Source organism: Pseudomonas sp. MPB03 (assembly GCF_046605385.1).
Taxonomy (GTDB): domain Bacteria; phylum Pseudomonadota; class Gammaproteobacteria; order Pseudomonadales; family Pseudomonadaceae; genus Aquipseudomonas; species Aquipseudomonas zanjanensis.
In genome coordinates this window covers 6,197,037-6,213,961 of sequence record NZ_CP176770.1, presented here as the reverse complement: position 1 = coordinate 6,213,961, position 16,925 = coordinate 6,197,037, and the positions used below count along the sequence as shown (strand labels likewise).

17 protein-coding genes are annotated in these 16,925 nt (G+C 60.4%); 5 read left to right on the top strand and 12 right to left on the bottom strand.

The features are described from left to right. Positions 1-213: 213 nt before the first annotated feature. The 5 genes from ACLH0I_RS27150 to ACLH0I_RS27130 all read right to left on the bottom strand — a co-directional run bounded on the left by ACLH0I_RS27150 (position 214) and on the right by ACLH0I_RS27130 (position 3,556). Positions 214-1,287 carry an RHS repeat-associated core domain-containing protein gene (locus ACLH0I_RS27150; RefSeq protein WP_411385823.1) on the bottom strand — a complete coding sequence of 358 codons (1,074 nt, stop codon included), beginning with the start codon at positions 1,285-1,287 and terminating at the stop codon, positions 214-216. A 28-nt stretch (positions 1,288-1,315) separates the two neighbouring features. After that, the gene (locus ACLH0I_RS27145) at positions 1,316-1,528 is read right to left on the bottom strand and encodes a cold-shock protein (RefSeq protein WP_411385822.1); all 213 of its coding nucleotides are present in this window, start codon (positions 1,526-1,528) and stop codon (positions 1,316-1,318) included. Between the two features lie 185 nt (positions 1,529-1,713). After that, positions 1,714-1,986, bottom strand: a complete 273-nt coding sequence (locus ACLH0I_RS27140) for a hypothetical protein (protein ID WP_018603560.1) — start codon at positions 1,984-1,986, stop codon at positions 1,714-1,716. A 465-nt stretch (positions 1,987-2,451) separates the two neighbouring features. Continuing rightward, positions 2,452-3,027 (bottom strand): hypothetical protein, encoded by a 576-nt coding sequence (locus ACLH0I_RS27135; RefSeq protein ID WP_411385821.1) that lies wholly within the window; start codon positions 3,025-3,027, stop codon positions 2,452-2,454. Between the two features lie 106 nt (positions 3,028-3,133). Beyond that, complete coding sequence (locus ACLH0I_RS27130) at positions 3,134-3,556, bottom strand: DUF3757 domain-containing protein (RefSeq protein ID WP_411385820.1); 423 nt, start codon at positions 3,554-3,556, stop codon at positions 3,134-3,136. Between the two features lie 301 nt (positions 3,557-3,857). Between ACLH0I_RS27130 and ACLH0I_RS27125 the strand changes: the two genes are divergently transcribed. Further along, the gene (locus ACLH0I_RS27125) at positions 3,858-4,433 is read left to right on the top strand and encodes a DUF2780 domain-containing protein (RefSeq protein ID WP_250962094.1); all 576 of its coding nucleotides are present in this window, start codon (positions 3,858-3,860) and stop codon (positions 4,431-4,433) included. Between the two features lie 164 nt (positions 4,434-4,597). On the opposite strand, the gene ACLH0I_RS27120 is transcribed toward ACLH0I_RS27125, so the two are convergent. After that, entirely contained in the window at positions 4,598-5,491 is an 894-nt protein-coding gene (locus tag ACLH0I_RS27120) for an acyltransferase (protein WP_411385819.1), read from the bottom strand. A 325-nt stretch (positions 5,492-5,816) separates the two neighbouring features. On the opposite strand from ACLH0I_RS27120, the gene ACLH0I_RS27115 reads away from it, so the two are divergent. The 4 genes from ACLH0I_RS27115 (at position 5,817) to creD (ending at position 10,095) form a co-directional block, all read left to right on the top strand. Continuing rightward, positions 5,817-6,323, top strand: a complete 507-nt coding sequence (locus ACLH0I_RS27115) for an ATP-dependent zinc protease (protein WP_411385818.1) — start codon at positions 5,817-5,819, stop codon at positions 6,321-6,323. A gap of 69 nt (positions 6,324-6,392) precedes the next feature. Next, positions 6,393-7,073 (top strand): two-component system response regulator CreB, encoded by a 681-nt coding sequence (gene creB / locus ACLH0I_RS27110; protein WP_186706919.1) that lies wholly within the window; start codon positions 6,393-6,395, stop codon positions 7,071-7,073. Continuing rightward, entirely contained in the window at positions 7,073-8,491 is a 1,419-nt protein-coding gene (creC, locus tag ACLH0I_RS27105) for a two-component system sensor histidine kinase CreC (protein WP_411385817.1), read from the top strand. Before creB ends, creC begins: the two co-directional genes overlap by 1 nt. Positions 8,492-8,721: 230 nt before the next feature. Beyond that, complete coding sequence (creD, locus tag ACLH0I_RS27100) at positions 8,722-10,095, top strand: cell envelope integrity protein CreD (RefSeq protein WP_411385816.1); 1,374 nt, start codon at positions 8,722-8,724, stop codon at positions 10,093-10,095. Between the two features lie 196 nt (positions 10,096-10,291). Here creD and ACLH0I_RS27095 read toward each other — a convergent pair whose 3' ends face one another. From ACLH0I_RS27095 to ACLH0I_RS27070, 6 genes are all read right to left on the bottom strand, one after another. Further along, a complete protein-coding gene (locus ACLH0I_RS27095; protein WP_411385815.1) occupies positions 10,292-10,921 on the bottom strand; it encodes a glutathione S-transferase in 630 nt (209 codons plus the stop codon). Between the two features lie 196 nt (positions 10,922-11,117). After that, positions 11,118-11,297 carry a hypothetical protein gene (locus tag ACLH0I_RS27090; RefSeq protein ID WP_411385814.1) on the bottom strand — a complete coding sequence of 60 codons (180 nt, stop codon included), beginning with the start codon at positions 11,295-11,297 and terminating at the stop codon, positions 11,118-11,120. Further along, complete coding sequence (locus ACLH0I_RS27085) at positions 11,294-12,424, bottom strand: PepSY-associated TM helix domain-containing protein (RefSeq protein WP_411385813.1); 1,131 nt, start codon at positions 12,422-12,424, stop codon at positions 11,294-11,296. Before ACLH0I_RS27085 ends, ACLH0I_RS27090 begins: the two co-directional genes overlap by 4 nt. A 219-nt stretch (positions 12,425-12,643) precedes the next feature. After that, a complete protein-coding gene (locus ACLH0I_RS27080) occupies positions 12,644-15,082 on the bottom strand; it encodes a TonB-dependent siderophore receptor (protein WP_411385812.1) in 2,439 nt (812 codons plus the stop codon). A 222-nt stretch (positions 15,083-15,304) separates the two neighbouring features. Then, positions 15,305-16,279, bottom strand: coding sequence for a FecR domain-containing protein (locus ACLH0I_RS27075; RefSeq protein ID WP_411385811.1), 975 nt, complete (start codon positions 16,277-16,279; stop codon positions 15,305-15,307). After that, positions 16,276-16,794 carry an RNA polymerase sigma factor gene (locus ACLH0I_RS27070; protein WP_018607416.1) on the bottom strand — a complete coding sequence of 173 codons (519 nt, stop codon included), beginning with the start codon at positions 16,792-16,794 and terminating at the stop codon, positions 16,276-16,278. Before ACLH0I_RS27070 ends, ACLH0I_RS27075 begins: the two co-directional genes overlap by 4 nt. Positions 16,795-16,925: the final 131 nt, after the last annotated feature.

The following is a 16,925-nucleotide window of genomic DNA, read 5'->3' as shown; positions in this document are numbered from 1 at the left end:
TGCCAAGGCCAGCAACTCGTCGGTGATGATAGTCGGAGCGCTAGGGAAGATGTCCTACTCATTGTAACGAGAAATCGTTATTGTTGTTACCTAATTGGTCAGTGTTTTCGGCTAAGTTTGGTTTGGCGATTATAACAAGTTGCTTTATATGCGTGGAGGTCAAGATTTCGGTTTGGGGCTATAAGTGCTTGTAAACTGCTGGAAAAAAACAGCTTAGGGGCTTCTGATTGATCCTGTTGGACTAAATTTTTTGGTGTTATAGGGCGGTACAGTTATGTTTCCAATTTCTGTTTCGTTCGGGGATTTTAAAATGCGCACTGCTTTGGCTTTTTTTGTTTCTGTGGTACCGAGTTTTAGTAGTTTTCGTGAGTTGGAGTAAAGTCCAAATGCAATTGGTCCTGAAAATGCTTTCACGTCTTGGTTTGTTAATTGGGCAAAATGTTTGGCAAAAGAGGCGTCGGCTGAATGGCAGAAGATTAGTCTCGTGATTTTATATTCGTGTAGATTTACATGCTGGGTGATGTAGTCCCTGAACTCCACCGGTGTGAGGAGTTTTTCGTCTACAAGCACCTTGCCTGGTCGGCCATGGGCGACTATATTGAAGCGCGTGCCATTTTTGTAACTGTCCACAAAGGTAGTTACGTTACTTGCGATATTTTTAACCTGCTTGATCGGTTTTAAATCTAGATTTGAGGGAGCTACCGGGCTCGGTCTTCTAATTTTCAAGAAACTCTGGATGCCTTTCCATAAATTACCAACGTGTCCGGTAGGGTCATTCATATTTACTGGATCCCCTAGGCAATAGACATACGCGTTCATTCCCCCTTCACCGAACGGACTCCAGCTATCTGGACTGTTAAACCGCATCAACACCGGATTGAACGCCCGATAGCCATTACCCAACAAATAATGTCCCGTCACCGGATCAGGCCGTTCGCCGTTGAAGCCGAGCAGGCTGAGTAAGCCGTTTTCCTCAGAGCGATGGCCGTAAGGTGTGTAGGCGAGGGGATGAGGCTGTGTGGCATCGAGCGCGTGCAGCACCGAACGTTGCTGATCGGTGGCGAGTAACGTGGTTTCGACGGTGCCATCCTGGCGCTGTTGTTGCGCCAGGAGTCGGTCGTCCTGCTGGAAAATCGAGCGCTGTACCAAGCCCTGGATTTCGCTGGTCAGGCGTTCTTTCAGGTAGAAGCGCTGGGTGCGGGCCTGGGCCGATGGTGTGCAATCGACCAGGCGATCCAGTGGGTCGTAGTGGTAACGGCAGAGCAGCGTTTTGCGGTTCGCCGACATGGGGTCGTTCCCTGGAATGGAAGGCGTTTTATTCCGGCGTCACTCTCGTGGCCTGCATGCCTTTGTCGCCCTTCTCGATCTCAAAAAAAACCGTCTGCTTCTGTTTCAATGTTTTATAACCCTTGCCGGCGATGGCCGAGAAATGAACGAACAAGTCCTCGCCTCCATTGCCGCAGGTAATGAAGCCATAACCCTTTGCATCGTTAAACCACTTCACGGTTCCTTTGATTTGGTCGCTCATTTTTATTCTTCCTGCTTGCCGAATGAAGAAAGGCACAGGGACGGTGGGTTGCCCAGAGCCTTTATCGTTGTCACGATTGAGCTTAGAGCCCGTATAAATGGCTGCCTACTGTCAACATTGACAGTAGGCAATACCGAGAGGAAATAACGGCTTGCGCATTGATAGTCGAATAACTGCCGCAGCGGTCAGGCCATGGCTTGTGCCTGCAAGCGGCGGCCAATCACGTCCAGCACGTCGCAGCCATCGCGCAACGGAATCGCCAGGAGCAGGGCGAAGTCGTGGAGGACGACGGCGTCGGAGCTGAGTTCTTCGCGAAAGGCGATGTTTTCCAACAGTTGGGTGACGGCGCGGATGCGGTAGGCGGCGGTTTCGTGGAGGACGTCGAGGGGGGCTTGGGTGTCGATGAGCAGGGCGGCGGGGGAGCAGTCGACGCCGGTGAGGGGCATGTATCGGTTCATTGGGCAAGATCTCAGCAGTTTAGTGGGAGCCGCCACTCACTCGTCGCCAAACGAATGGGTGGCAGTTGTACGCGGGTTGGCGAACCGAAAACTGCAAATCGGCAGACCCGAGAGTCTCCCGCGCACAACTGCCATAAGCAGTTTTGCGAGTGCAAAAGCCCGTGCCAAAAAGCAGGGCTTCTGACTGCAGTTTATCGAGTCGCCAAACCCGAGTCGCCATGTGGACGACGGGACAACTATAGGCATCGCGGATTGGCTTGGGCAAGGCTCGCTGTTGCGGGTGATTTCCCAAGTAGTTGTAAGATTTTTAGTCGACGGCGTTCGAGCGCTGTTGTGGCGAGGGAGCTTGCTCCCGCTGGGCTGCGAAGCGGCCCCAAAGCCAGTCACCGGGGTGTATCGGAAAGATGCCATCCGCTTCATTGGGGGTGCTGCGCACCCCAGCGGGAGCAAGCTCCCTCGCCACGGTTACTCTTGGGCAGTAGCGGTCTCGACCCGTTCGCAGAATTCAGGGTAGAACCCTTTGGCGCTGGGGCCTCGGCAATAGGCTTGCGCCTGGGCCAGGGCGTCGCCGCTGAATGTCAGGCTGCGGGGCATGCCGGCAAAGGTTTCGTAGCCGCCTTGTTGGGTCTTGATGGCGTCGAACCCCGGCATGTCGTAGACCAGTTCCAGGTCATCCTCTGCAAGGATCCCCGCCTTGACCGTCACTTGCGTGTACTGCTTGCCCCCCGGCGCGCCATTGAGCGCCGCCAAGCCGTGGCCGACGACCCGTAGCATATGCGGAACCCAAGGCTCGCAGTCATCCGCGCAAGTGCCAGGACGGTAGCGCACGGTCAGCGTTTGTTGGTCGCGGGTCACGTCGGTCAAAGTCGGGTCGGAGCGCTTGATGCGGTGTTCGATGGTCAGCCAGGTTTTTTGTTCGTCGCTGGTGCCCTCGGCAACGACCGGATTCAGCGGACCGCGTTGGCATTCGTTGACGCCCAGGACGATGAGCATGCCGGTCAGGATGACCGCGAGGGTGGCGCCGCCGATTTGTACGTTCATGGACACACTCTGCTGGAGGAAGTCGCACTGTACGGTAAAGGGGGCAGGCGGTGGCAGAGCGCTTAGAGGGGGCGTGCTGGAACAGTGACGCGGTTGCCATTATCGATCAATAAATCAAGTTGAAGTAGTCGCCGTCCATCAACCTGCACAGTCGTGTATCCGCGCTTTCGCAGCGATTGCTTACCCACTTTGAAAAGGCCGGTTCCTGGATCTGTTGATAGTCCAGCTTCAGGTTGATCGCCCCGTACCTGCATGTGATGGTCGCACGGGAGGGTGTCTGCTCGCCTCCATCGTCCTTATGGATAACGTACTCGGCCCCTTCGAATTGCAACGATGCCGGGTTGACCACGTCCACCAGGCTTTCGCTCGCCCATTCGTGGTCGTCCTGTACATCGACGAAAAACACGTCTTCAACCGATTCGATGTTTCTGCGGATGTCAGTGACGGCGGGACAGGTTATTTCACCGGCCTGGACGTGGCCAATGATCAGCAAAAGCAGCACCGCGCCTCCAGCCAGTATTTTTTTCATGTGCCAGGCTCCAGGGCTCAGTTCAACGATTCACGGCTTTGGTCGGGCGGGTTACTGTCGAGGCTGACAGTTATTTATGTCAATTTTGAACTGTATATGGATGTTTGGTAACTTTTGGCTATATAAAAAAGCGCGGTTTTCGTTAAATCAGACAGTTCTTACGACCTCGGAAGAATTTTCTGTGGTGGCTATCGGCTATTAGCCTAATACCTTTAGGAACAATCTCCGCCCGCGCCAGTCCAAAGCACGCTTTACGCCGCTCATCATGGGCGGCTTTTTCGTGTTCAAGAGGATGTCCGGGATGAAGGTTTCACGCGGTTTTGCACTGTCTTGGCTGTTGATACTCGCCGCCAGCCCGGCCTTCGCGCAGTTCAGCCTTAGCGATGCCGCCAATGTGGTGTCGGCCATGCAGGGCAGCTCAGGCGAGGAAGAGGGCATGGTGGCCGCTGCACCGAAAGCGGCCGGGTTGCTCAACACCCTTGGATCGGAACTGAAAATCACGCCGGAACAGGCCATCGGCGGTGCCGGTGCGATGCTGGGGCTGGCGAAGAATCGGCTTAGCGAGCCGCAATTTTCCGAACTGAGCAAAAGTGTGCCGGGCCTGGATCAGATCGCCGGAAACAGCGCCATCGGCGGGCTCAATGGCTTGGGTGGTTTGCTCGGTGGCGGGTCGGATAACAATGCCTTGCTCGACGGCCTGCTGGGTAACGTCAAGGATACCGGCGACCTGAACAATGCCTTCAGCGCGCTGGGCATGGACAGCGGCATGATCGGCCAGTTTGCCCCGATCATTCTGCAGTACCTCGGCCAACAGGGCGTTGCCGGTTCGCTGCTGCAGAACCTGGGGGGGATTTGGGGGAATGGTGCGGGCGTTTGATGAGCGTGGCGACATCGAACATCCGCCACAGGGGTCTCAGAATCTCAAGCTGAGGTAGTCGGCGTTTTCCCGCCTGCACGTGTGAGGGAGCTGGCTGGCGCAACGCGTGTCCAGCCCCGGCATCAAGGTCGGTTCTTGGGCCGTGGGGTAATCCATCAGAACTGTTAGGTTCCCATCCCCTCGTTGCGCAATTGGGCGATGCGCCGGTCCTTTTCAGTCCAGAGCCGATTAACCCAGTCCTGCACCTGCTGGCGAAACACCGGGTCATTTTCGTAATCGCCCTGCCAGAGTGCCGGGTCCAGTTCGCGGGTCTGGATGTCGATGATGACCCGGGGCACTGCGCCGCTGATCAGGTCCCAGAACCCGGGAATGCGGTCTTGCGGATAGACCACGGTCACGTCCAGCACCGCGTCCAGTTGTTCGCCCATGGCCGCCAGCACGAACGCCACGCCGCCGGCCTTGGGCTTGAGCAGGTGGGTGAAGGGCGATTGCTGTTGTTGGCTTTTGGCGGCGGTGAAGCGGGTGCCTTCGAGGTAGTTGACCACGGTGACCGGTTGGCGCTTGAACAGCTCGCAGGCGGCCTTGGTGATTTCCAGGTCCTTGCCGGCCAGCTCCGGATTCTTTGCCAGGAACGCCTTGGTGTAGCGTTTCATGAACGGGTAATCCAAGGCCCACCAGGCCAGCCCCAGGAACGGCACCCAGATGAGTTCTTTCTTGAGGAAGAACTTGAAGAACGGCGTGCGCCGGTTGAGGGCCTGGACGAGGGCAGGGATGTCCACCCAGGATTGGTGATTGCTGATCACCAGGTAAGACGTATCGCCGCGCAGGTCCGCGCCGCCGCGGATGTCCCAGCGGGTGGGGATGCACAGGGCAAAGATCTGCTTGTCGATCTCGGCCCAGGTCTCGGCGATCCACATCACTGCCCACGAGGCATAGTCGCGAAAGCGCCCGGGCAGGACCAGTTTGAGCAGTGCGAACACCATCAGCGGCCCGAACAGCACCAGGGTGTTGAGCAACAGCAACAGGGTGACGAAACAGCCGGTGAGCAGGCGGCGCATAGATGACTCTTGCAAACGGGTAGGCGGGTCATGATAAGCAAGCTTCGGGTGGTAGGCCAAATCGGCTTGGACGAAAGTTTCACTTGGACTTGGCTAGACTGGGCTGGCTTTTGTGGCCAGAGATTGCTCCCGCTGGGCCCTGTAGGAGCTGCCGAAGGCTGCGATCTTTTTGGACTCAAGTGTCTTTGGAAAGATCGCAGCCTCGTTTCACTCGACAGCTCCTACAGGGCCCAGCGGGAGCAATCTCTGGCCGCTGTGCGATCAACCGAACGAATTCATCAGCCACGGTCTAAAAAACCACGCCCACAATGGAAGCCCTTACTACATGAAATCAGTTCTCGCCCTGCTTTCCCTGATGGCCCTTCCGGTGCTGGCCGCCGAGCCGACCCTGTACGGGCGCTACGAATACATCGCGCTGCCGGAAATCGGCGGTGAGGTGCTCAAGGCCAAGATGGACACCGGCGCCCTGACCGCCTCGCTGTCGGCCAAGGACATCGAGACCTTCACCCGTGACGGCGACGATTGGGTGCGCTTCCGCCTGGCGACCAAGGACGCGGACAACAAGGTCTACGAACACAAGATCGCCCGCATCAGCAAGATCAAGACCCGTTCCGAAGAGGATGAGGACGACGACGAAAAGATCGCCCCCACCAAGCGCCCGGTGGTCGATCTGGAGTTGTGCCTGGGCAACGTCAAGCGCACGGTCGAGGTCAACCTGACCGACCGCAGCAGTTTCAATTATCCGCTGTTGATTGGGGCCAAGGCGTTGCGTGAGTTCGGGGCGGCGGTGAACCCGGCGCGGCGGTTTACGGCGGATAAGCCGGACTGCTGATTTCCCTGATTGACTCACCCCAAGCCTTGCGGCACCGTTCCGGCAACTTTACTGCCGGGCCCGCAAGCCATGCCTCATATTCTGATTGTCGAAGACGAAGCCGCCATCGCCGATACGCTGGTGTTTGCCCTGCAAGGGGAGGGGTTTGATACCACTTGGTTGAGCCTTGGCGCAGCCGCTCTTGAACACCAGAAAAACACCCCGGCGGACCTGATCATTCTCGATGTGGGCCTGCCGGATATCAGCGGATTCGAGACTTGTAAAAAAATCAGACGTTTCAGCGACGTTCCGGTCATCTTTCTGACAGCCCGGGATGGCGAGATCGACCGGATCGTGGGCTTGGAAATCGGTGCCGACGATTATGTAGTCAAACCCTTCAGCCCCCGCGAAGTGGCGGCCAGGGTCCGGGCGATCCTCAAGCGCGTGGCGCCGCGGCCGGTGGCGGAGGTGGGCACGGCGTTGTTTCAGGTCGATGCCGACCGCGTGCAAATCAACTATCGCGGCACCCCGCTGAACCTCACCCGCCACGAATTTCGCCTGCTCAATTGCCTGCTGGAGCAGCCCGAGCGGGTTTTCAGCCGCGAACAATTGCTCGATGCTCTGGGCGTTGCCAGCGATGCCGGCTACGAGCGCACCATCGACAGCCACATCAAGAGCGTGCGCGCCAAATTGCGCCTGGTCCGCGCCGAGGCCGAGCCGATCCAGACCCATCGAGGCCTGGGCTACAGCTACAGCCCGGGGCACAGCTGATGTCGCTGGGGATCCGGATTTTCCTGGTGTATGTGCTGTTTATCGCCCTGACCGGTTATTTCGTGCTCAACACGGTCATGGAGGAAATCCGCCCCGGCGTGCGCCAGTCCACCGAGGAAACCCTGGTGGACACTGCCAACCTGATGGCCGAGATCCTGCGGGACGATTTCAAGGCCGGCACCCTCAACCAGAATCGTTGGCCACAATTGCTCAGGGCTTATGGCGAGCGCCAGCCGGCGGCGACGATCTGGGGCTTGCCGAAAAACCAGGTCAGCCATCGCATCTATGTCACCGATGCCAAGGGTATCGTGGTGCTCGATTCCAGTGGCGTGGCGGTGGGACAGGATTATTCACGTTGGAACGACGTCTACCTGACCCTGCGCGGCCACTACGGCGCCCGTTCGAGTCGCAGCGATCCGGACGATCCGGCGTCTTCGGTGATGCACGTCGGTGCGCCGATTCGCGACAACGGCCGGATCATTGGCGTTGTCACCGTCGCCAAGCCCAACAGTTCCTTGCAGCCTTATGTCGATCGCACCGAGCGGCGGCTGTTGATCTATGGTGCCGGGCTGGTCGCCCTGGGCTTGTTGCTGGGCGGCTTGTTGTCCTGGTGGCTCAGCGCGGCACTGCGGCGTTTGACGATCTACGCCCAGGCGGTCAGCCAGGGGCGTCGGGTGGAAGTGCCGCATTATCGTGGCGGTGAATTCGAGCAACTGGCCGGTGCGGTGGAGCACATGCGCACCCAACTCGAAGGCAAGGCCTACGTCGAGCGTTACGTGCACACGCTCACTCACGAACTCAAGAGCCCGCTGGCGGCGATTCGTGGCGCTGCCGAGCTGCTGCAAAGCGACATGCCCGCTGCCCAGCACCAGCGCTTTGTCAGCAACATCGACAATGAAAGCGTGCGCATGCAGCAGTTGATCGAGCGCTTGCTCAACCTGGCCCAGATCGAGCAGCGCCAAGGGCTGGAGGAAGAAGTCGCAGTGCCGCTGGCGGCGCTGATGGCTGAGTTGCTGGAAGCGCGCGGCGGTTGGATTGAAAGTCGCCAGTTGACGGTTGAACAGCAGATCGCTGGCGACCTGGCACTGACGGGAGAGCCGTTCCTGTTGCGCCAGGCCTTGGGCAATCTGCTGGAAAACGCCTTGGACTTCACCCCCATCAACGGCCTGCTGCGAGTGAGCGCCGAGCGCCGTGGGAATCGTGTCGAGATCCGCCTGTTCAATCAGGCCGCGCCGATCCCCGACTACGCACTGCCGCGCTTGAGCGAGCGCTTCTATTCCCTGCCGCGCCCGGACAGCGGCCGCAAGAGCACCGGCCTGGGGCTCAACTTTGTCGAAGAAGTGGTGCAGTTGCATGGGGGGCAATTCAGTATTGGCAATGTCGAGGGTGGGGTGGAGGTGGTGCTGAGGTTGCCCTGAACACCCAGTTACTCAGTTTGGAACACTCTTGTGGCGAGGGAGCTTGCTCCCGCTGGGCTGCGAAGCGGCCCCTTTTGCGACTGCTTCGCAGCCGAGCGGGAGCAAGCTCCCTCGCCACAGGTTTCATGGGGCAGGTGGATTTCAGTCTCCACACAATCTCCACATTTCCCCCATAAACCCCTCACACAGCCACCCCAGACTCTCCCTCATTCGAACAGGGAGAGCCCCACATGAACCGCAGCCTCGCCATTAAACTGGGCATGATCGCCCTCTTGATCCTCTTGCTGATGATCCCGCTGTTGATGATCAATGGCCTCATCGACGAGCGCCAGGAGTTGCGCGACGGTGTGCTGCAGGACATCGCCCGCAGCTCCAGCTACAACCAGCAACTGATCGGGCCGATGATCGTGGTGCCGTTTCGCAAGAGCGTGAAGGTCTGGAACACCAACGAGAAGACCGGTGTGCGTTTCCTGGAAACCGTCGAACGAACAGGCGAGTTATATTTTTTGCCTGAGCAATTCGAGCTCGACGGCCAGATCCGCACTGAAACCCGTGCCCGGGGCATCTACGAAGCGCGGATGTTCCACGCCGACAACCGTATCGATGGCCGCTTCAAGGTGCCTGAGCGCTACGGTGTCGCTGCCAAGGACTTTGCCGATTACCGTTTTGACGAGCCGTACCTGAGCGTCGGCATCAGCGATATTCGTGGCATCGAGAATGCGTTGACCTTGACGCTGAACCAGCAGACCGTTGATTTCCTGCCCGGCTCGCGACTCGGCTGGCTGGGGCAGGGCGTGCATGTGCCGCTGCCGATGATCACCGCCCAGGGCGGCCCCGAGCTGACCTTCGGTTTTGACCTGCGCCTGCAAGGCACGGGCGACTTCCAGATTCTGCCGGTGGGCAAATCCACCAAGGTGCACCTGTCGGCCGACTGGCCACACCCCAGCTTCATCGGCAACTACCTGCCCACCAACCGCGAGATCAATGAGCAGGGTTTCAGCGCTGACTGGCAAACGTCGTTTTTCTCCACCAACCTGTTGGAAACGCTGCAAGCCTGCGAGCCTAGCGATAGCTGTGAAGCGTTCCGCAGCCGTGCCTTCGGGGTGAGCTTCATCGATCCGGTGGACCAATACCTCAAGAGCGACCGGGCGATTAAATATGCGTTGCTGTTCGTCGCGCTGACCTTCGCCGGCTTCTTCCTTTTCGAAGTGCTCAAGAGCCTGGCGGTGCACCCGGTCCAGTACGCCTTGGTGGGCGTGGCGCTGGCATTCTTCTACCTGCTGCTGTTGTCGTTGTCGGAGCACATCGGCTTCACCCTGGCGTACCTGGTGTCGGCCAGTGCCTGTGTCGTATTGATCGGGTTTTATGTCTGCCATGTGCTGCGCAGCGTGAGCCACGGCCTCGGGTTTTCGGCGGGGCTGGCGGGCTTGTACGGCTTGCTCTACGGCCTGTTGAGCGCTGAGGACTACGCACTGTTGATGGGGTCGCTATTGTTGTTCAGCCTGTTGGGCGTGTTCATGGTGTTGACCCGCAAGCTGGACTGGTATGGGGTCGGGTCGAAGCCGGCCGCGGCGATGAGTTTCGATCTGGGAGAGGTGAAATGAGCCGGTCGTTGGGCTTGCGGGACGATCAGCGGGTGCGGGAGGTGTTGGTGATGCGCATTGCTGGGTTGTTTCCGCTGGATCCGTGCGCTGCCATCGCGAGCAAGCTCGTTCCCACAAAGAACACCACAGTCCCCTGTGGGAGCGAGCTTGCTCCGGGCGGCGTTCCGACGATGAGGCCGGCACGGTTAACGCAAGGCTAAACCCTGGGCACCGTCTCGATCATCGAGGGCCGCACGCTCACCTCGGCAAACCACTGCGCCAATTGCGGATTGGCCTTGCGCCACTCCAGGTCGGGATGGCGCAGGTCCAGGTAGCCCAGGGCGCAGGCCACGCTGATGGAGGCCACGTCGAAATGGCTGGCCAATTCGGCAATCGCCTCGGCTTCGAGCAGGCCCAGGGCACGGCGAATCTTGTCCCGTTGCGCATCGAGCCATTCGTCCCAGTGTTTTTCCACGGGGCGTAGCGCGGTTTCGTAGCGGATCATCACCGCCGCATCCATGATCCCGTCGGCCAGGGAGGCGAGGGTCAGGCGCCGCCAGCGCGCCGCGCCGTCCCGGGGGATCAACGGGTTGCCAACGTGCTGGTGGTCGAGGTAATCGAGGATCACGCGACTGTCATGGATCACTGTTCCGTTGGCCAGGCGCAGGGCCGGGATCTTGCTCAACGGGTTGTCATCGATGAGCGCCCGGTCCGGCTTGACCGGCGTGAGCTGGCTAAGCTGCAACGCCACGCGGTCTTGCTGGCCGGTTTCGTGCAGCAGCACCAGGACCTTGCGCACGAAGGGCGAAGCGGGATTGTGGAACAGCGTCATGCTGGGGGTGGACATGCGGGTATCCTCGATTGGGCGGCAGGGGCTTAGCCTAGACAGTTGAAGGGCGGCTGGCGAGCGGCGGATTGACCGATATCTCCACTGTGGGAGCGAGCTTGCTCGCGATGGCGGCGTGTCAGTCGACATCAATGCAACTGGCCTTCCGCTATCGCGAGCAAGCTCGCTCTCACATTGGCTCTGTGTTTGGCTGGCGTTATCCGCGTTTGATCAAGCCCCAAGTCCCCAGCACCGTGGGTATGCCCAGCCCAACCCAGCTCACCGCATCCCAGCCTCCGTCACCGAGCAATGCACTGAACAATCCCGCAGCGCTTAGCGCACCAATCATCACGGGAATACCAAACACCTTCCAGAAATTCGACTGCCGAGGCCTCACGAAGCAACCTCCGCACCGACGGTTGCGCGTTTGGCGGCCTTGCGCCGAACTACCCACAGATACACGCCGCTGCCCAGGACGATGATGGTCAGGACATCGAGGGTCGCCCAGAAAATCTGCATCGGCCGGCCACCGTAGTCGCCGAAGTGCAGGGGCAGGGACAGGCTCATCATGTCCATGTACCACGGTCGTTCGGCGACGGCGGTGACGTCCAGGGTGGTGGCATCGATCAGCACGGGCGTGAGCAGGTGCGAGGTCAGGTGGGTGTCACCTTTCATGAACACGCTGTAGTGGTGCTCACTGGAGAACAGCGTACCGGGGAAGGCGATGAAGCTGGGCTCCATGCCCGGCGCGACGTCCTTGGCGATGTCCAACAAGCGCGTGGCCGGAGCCAGTTGGGTCAGCGGCGGGGCGTTGCGGTAGGGTTCGACCATGGCACTGAGGCTGTCGTTGCGCCACGCCGCGATGAGCAGGTCGGCGCACGCGGCGATGACGCCGGTCACGCCCACGGTCAGTGCCCAGACCAGCGTGACCACGCCGATCAGGTTGTGCAGGTCGAGCCAGCGCAGGCGCGTGGATTTGTCCTGGCGCACCGTGGCGAACTTCAAGCGGCGCATGAACGGTAAATACAGCACCACCCCGGAGACGATGGCAATCACGAACAACAGCCCCATGAAGGCCAGCAGCAGCTTGCCCGGCAAGCCGGCGAACATGTCCACGTGCAGGCGCAACATGACCATCATGAAACCGCCATTGGCCGAGGGCATTTCCAAGGCTTCGCCGGTGCGCCCGTCGAGCATGAAGGTGTGGGAGGAATTGGGTTCGGTGCCCGGCGTCGGCGCCATGATGGTGATGACGCCGTTGGGCTCGTCCTCGTCCCAGCCAAAATACTGGACCACTTCACCTGGGCGATGGGCCTTGGCTTTTTCCACCAGTTGCTGCAAGTCCAGCGGCGGCGTGCTGGCCGGCATCTCCCGAAGCTCGGGGGCGTCGCCCAGCAGGTGTTCGATTTCATGGTGGAAGATCAGCGGCAGCCCGGTGATCGCCAGCATCAGCAGGAAGACCGTGCAGATCAGGCTGGTCCAGGTGTGGATGAAGGACCAGCGGCGAATGGTTTTGCTTTTCATGAGCGATCCGAATGCAAGAGGGCACCTGGGGATAACACTGTTCACCTGGAGGACAGCCATTGTGGCGAGGGAGCTTGCTCCCGCTGGATTGCGCAGCGATCCCAAGCTTTTGGGGCTGCTGCGCAGCCCAGCGGGAGCAAGCTCCCTCGCCACGGTTTTCCTTACATGAACAGCTTCGCCAATTGAGCACCCTCAAAAGGTTTTGCAAATGCTAACCGTTTACCATTTGTAATTCACGCTGGCGACGACATTACGTTGGTCACCGTAGTAGCAGTAGAAGCCGTCGCAAGTGGACAGGTAGTCCTTGTTGAAGATGTTTTTGGCATCCACCGCCACCGTGACGCCCTTGAGGGTCTTGTTCAAACGACCCAGGTCGTAATGGGCCGAGGCGTCGTACACGGTGTAGGACCCGACATGGCCCCAGTCGGTGTTGGTGGTGTTGCCGTAGGTGTCGCCGACATAACGCACACCGGCGCCGACACCGAAGCCATCCAGCGGGCCGTTGTGCCAGGTGTAGTCCGCCCAGGCAGTGGCCTGGTTACGCGGCACCTGGGCCATGCGCTTGCCTTCTTCAGCCGCGGTGCCCTTGGTGATTTCGCTGTCGTTGTAGGTGTAGGAACCGACCAGTTTCAGATTGTCGGTCACGTTGCCCGAGGCTTCCAGTTCCACGCCCCGTACTTGGACTTCACCCACTTGGCGGGTGACATTGTTTTCGGTCACGGAGTTGTTTTTCTGGGTCAGGTCGAACACCGCGGCGGTCAGCAAGGTCTTGGTGCCGGGCGGTTGGTACTTGATACCGGCCTCGTACTGTTCGCCTTCGGTCGGCTTGAACGCTTCGGTGCTGTTGACGATTGAACCTGCCGCCGCCTGGAACGACTGGGCGAAGGAAAGGTACGGCGTCACACCGTTATCGAAGACGTAGCTCAATGCCGCGTTGCCGCTGAATTTCTTGTCGCGCTGGGTGTTGGTGACGTTGTTCAGGTTGTGGAACACGGTGCCGGTGTGAATCCAGTCTTCACGACCACCGAGGGTCAGGCGCCAGTTGTCCAGGGCAATCTGGTCCTGGACGTACAGGCCGGTCTGGTGGGTCTTCTGGTTGTAGTCATACATGGTGAAGTACTGGACGTTGGAGAAATCCTGTCCATAGGTAGGGTTGTGGATGTTGCTGGTCGGCACGCCAGTCGAACCCCAATCCCAGCGCGAATTGCTGTTGGAGCGCTGGTGATCCAGGCCCAGCAGCAGGGTGTGGCTGAGGGCGCCGGTCTGGAAGTCGGCCTGGAAGTTGTTGTCCACGGCGAACTGGCTGATGTCTTCATTGATGACGCTGGCGCTGCGCTTGACGTTGCCGTCGGCGTCCACCGATTGGTCGGGGCCGTCTGGCCAGAATTGGCCGCCAGCCGAGATACCTTGGGTTTCCAAATCGCTCTTGGTATAGCGCAGGTTCTGGCGGAACTGCCAGGTATCGTTCAAGCGATGTTCAAACGCATAACCGAGCGCGTAGTAGGTGCGGTCGTAGAATTCCCAGTCCGGATCGCCCAGGTTCTTGTGGTGGGAAATCTTGCCCGCCGGCGAGGACAGCTTGGTGCCTTGCAGTGGCAGGAATTGCCCGGTGATGCCGGTGTCGTCGCGGGTGTATTGCGACAGGAAGGTCAGGCGCGTGTCGTCGTTGATGTTCCAGGTCAGGCTCGGCGCGAGGTTGTAGCGCTTGTCCGGGATGTGATCGACCTGGGCGTTGCTGTCGCGCACGGTGCCGCTGACCCGATAGAGGAACTGGCCTTCGTCATCGACCTTGCCGGTGCTGTCGAAGTTGATCTGCTTGTGTTCGTAGCTGCCGGCCTGCAGCTCGACTTCATTGCTGCTTTCGGCTTGTGGGCGGCGGCTGACCATGTCCAGCATGCCGCCGGGTGGCGTCTGGCCGTAGACCGACGAGGCCGGGCCACGCAGCACGGCGATGCGCTCAAGGTTCCAAGGCTCGATTTTCGGCGTGATGTAGTTGCCCCTGGGCAGCGGCAGGCCATCGAGGAACTGGGTCGGCACGAAGCCGCGCACCAGCAGCCAATCGTTACGCGAGTCCGAGCCGTAGCCGCTGCTCTGCACACCGGCGGTGTAGCGCAGCGCGTCGTTGAGGTTGAGCACGGAGCGGTCTTCCATCTGCTGGCGGGTGACCACGGAGACGGAGCGCGGCAGTTCGACGACCGGCGTATCGGTCTTGGTCCCGGCGGCGGTGCGGGTGGCGGCGTAACCCTCGGTCGGGCCCCACGCGGTTTCACTGAGACCGGCGCCGATCACGCTGGTTTCCGGCAGGGCCATGACCCCTTCAGGCATGGCCACCAGGCTGTAGGTGCCGGCGCTGCTTTGTTCCAGTTGCAGGCCGGTGCCGCGCAAGGCCTCGCGCAAGGCGCCGGTGGCGTCGAACTGGCCTTGGACCGGGGCCGAGGTCTTGCCCGAGGCCAGGGACGGATTCAGGCTCAGCGCAAGGCCGGCCTGGCTGGCAATCTGGTTCAGGGTGCTGGCCAGGGGCGCGGCGGGCAGATTGTAGGCGCGCACGCTGGTGGCCTGTTCGGCGGCCAGCAGGGGGGCGCTGGTCAACGGGGCGGCAAAGGCAATGGCAACGGCCAACAGGCTGGGGCGCAACAGGGTGTCTAGCGGGCGGGACATACGGCGGCTCCTGAATGGAAATATTTCTCAATTGCCTGAGTGCCGGATGAAAATCGAAAAGTGATAGGGCTGGATGAAAATAATTTAGATTCTGTTTGCGGACGGTGTTTTTTTGGTGGGACGAATGGCCTCATCGCGAGCAAGCTCGCTCCCACATTGGAATACGAAGCCCTGTGGGAGCGAGCTTGCTCGCGATGAGGCCATCACTGACAACAATGTGCTTCAGGGCTTGGTTTCAGCCCGCGGCCCCACCACCACCCACCACCGCGTGTGATGCTCGACCTGCACCGGCAAGGTCGGCAGCAAGGCGGTCAGGGCCAGGTCGGTGTCGTGCAGCGGGAAACTGCCGGTGATGCGCAGGTCGGCCACTTGTGGTTCCACGCCCAGGTAGCCGCGCCGGTAACGGCCCAACTCATGGACCAGATCTTCGAGGCGGGCGTTGTCCACCACCAGCATGCCGCGGGTCCAGGCGTCGGCGCCGGGGTTCAGGGCGATGGTAGGGCCGAGACCGTCGTGGCGCATCAGCACTTGTTGGCCTTCGCGCAGGATCTGTTCGACGTCCGTGGCCTGGGGATGCGCCGCCACGGCGGATTTCAACACGCTCAGGCGCGTGCCTTCGTCTTCACGCTTGACCAGGAATCGTGTGCCCAAGGCACGCAGGCTGCCTTCGCGGGTCTCGACGATGAACGGACGCGGGTCGTCGTGGCCGGTCTCCACCAGGATCTCGCCTTCCTGCAGGATGATGCGGCGCTGTTTGTCATCGAAACGCACGTCCAGCGCGCTGTGGGTGTTGAGGTTGATCAGCGTGCCGTCGGCCAGGCGCAGGGTGCGTTGCTCGCCCGTCGCGGTGCGCTGGTCGGCCAGCCAATAGTCCAACGGCAGGTAACGCTCCCCGGCAAACAACGCCAGGCCGATGGCCGCGACAACGCTGGCAAGGCCGCTGCCCACCTTGCGTATCCGCCGGCGAATGCTCACCCGCGATTGCAGCAACGCCGCCCGCGCCGGCCCGTTGGCCAAGCTGAAGCGCTGGTCGAGCATGCCTAGCTGTCGCCAGGCCCGGGCGTGTTCTTCATCGGCGGCATGCCAGCGGGCGAACGCTTCCCGCTCCTGGGCGCTGCTCGAGTCCAGGGACAACTGCCAGGCGATGGCGGCGTCCAGCACGCTGGCCGAGACCGGTTTGGCATGGACCTGGCTCACGTCGGTTCTCCATACAGGGCGATGTAGCACTGGCGGATGCCCTGCGCCAGATACTGCCGTACCCGCGGCACCGAAACCCCCAGGCGCTCGGCAATTTCGGCGTGGCCGAGGCCGTCGAGGCGGTTATAGAGGAAGGCTGCGCGGGCCTTGCTCGACAGTTTGCCGAGCAGGCGGTCGATGGCCTTGAGGTCTTCCAGGATGATTTGCTGTTCTTCCACCGAGGGCTGCTCGGCCTCGGGGATCAGCATCAGTTCGGTGAGGTAAGCCTGCTCCAAGGCTGCGCGCCGGAAATAATCGAACAGCAGGCCCTTGGCGATGGCCACCAGAAACGCCCGGGGCTCGCGGGGTGCTTTCAGTTCCTCGCGACCCAGCAAGCGCACGAAAGTGTCCTGGCTCAGGTCCTCGGCCCGGTGCGCACAGGCCACGTTGCGTCGCAGCCATGCCAATAGCCAAGCGCGATGGTCACGGTACAACGCACCAACCAAATCACTATGGGGAGTGGGGACTGACGACACGGATCATCACCGATGTTTTAAGTAACGAGAATTGTTCGCGATTGTGGCAGAGGGTGGGGAGGGAAAGCAATTGGCGCTGGTCGGGACGAACGACTCAACACCCCTGTGGGAGCGAGCTTGCTCGCGATTGC

What these genes read in the sequence shown, in the direction of transcription:
- ACLH0I_RS27135 (WP_411385821.1), bottom strand. Translation starts at nt 3,027, where the DNA reads ATGAACGTACAAATCGGCGGCGCCACCCTCGCGGTCATCCTGACCGGC.
- ACLH0I_RS27095 (WP_411385815.1), bottom strand. Translation starts at nt 10,921, where the DNA reads ATGTCCACCCCCAGCATGACGCTGTTCCACAATCCCGCTTCGCCCTTC.
- ACLH0I_RS27125 (WP_250962094.1), top strand. Translation starts at nt 3,858, where the DNA reads ATGAAGGTTTCACGCGGTTTTGCACTGTCTTGGCTGTTGATACTCGCC.
- ACLH0I_RS27085 (WP_411385813.1), bottom strand. Translation starts at nt 12,424, where the DNA reads ATGAAAAGCAAAACCATTCGCCGCTGGTCCTTCATCCACACCTGGACC.
- creC (WP_411385817.1), top strand. Translation starts at nt 7,073, where the DNA reads ATGTCGCTGGGGATCCGGATTTTCCTGGTGTATGTGCTGTTTATCGCC.
- ACLH0I_RS27150 (WP_411385823.1), bottom strand. Translation starts at nt 1,287, where the DNA reads ATGTCGGCGAACCGCAAAACGCTGCTCTGCCGTTACCACTACGACCCA.
- ACLH0I_RS27080 (WP_411385812.1), bottom strand. Translation starts at nt 15,082, where the DNA reads ATGTCCCGCCCGCTAGACACCCTGTTGCGCCCCAGCCTGTTGGCCGTT.
- ACLH0I_RS27140 (WP_018603560.1), bottom strand. Translation starts at nt 1,986, where the DNA reads ATGAACCGATACATGCCCCTCACCGGCGTCGACTGCTCCCCCGCCGCC.
- ACLH0I_RS27130 (WP_411385820.1), bottom strand. Translation starts at nt 3,556, where the DNA reads ATGAAAAAAATACTGGCTGGAGGCGCGGTGCTGCTTTTGCTGATCATT.
- ACLH0I_RS27145 (WP_411385822.1), bottom strand. Translation starts at nt 1,528, where the DNA reads ATGAGCGACCAAATCAAAGGAACCGTGAAGTGGTTTAACGATGCAAAG.
- ACLH0I_RS27120 (WP_411385819.1), bottom strand. Translation starts at nt 5,491, where the DNA reads ATGCGCCGCCTGCTCACCGGCTGTTTCGTCACCCTGTTGCTGTTGCTC.
- creD (WP_411385816.1), top strand. Translation starts at nt 8,722, where the DNA reads ATGAACCGCAGCCTCGCCATTAAACTGGGCATGATCGCCCTCTTGATC.
- ACLH0I_RS27115 (WP_411385818.1), top strand. Translation starts at nt 5,817, where the DNA reads ATGAAATCAGTTCTCGCCCTGCTTTCCCTGATGGCCCTTCCGGTGCTG.
- creB (WP_186706919.1), top strand. Translation starts at nt 6,393, where the DNA reads ATGCCTCATATTCTGATTGTCGAAGACGAAGCCGCCATCGCCGATACG.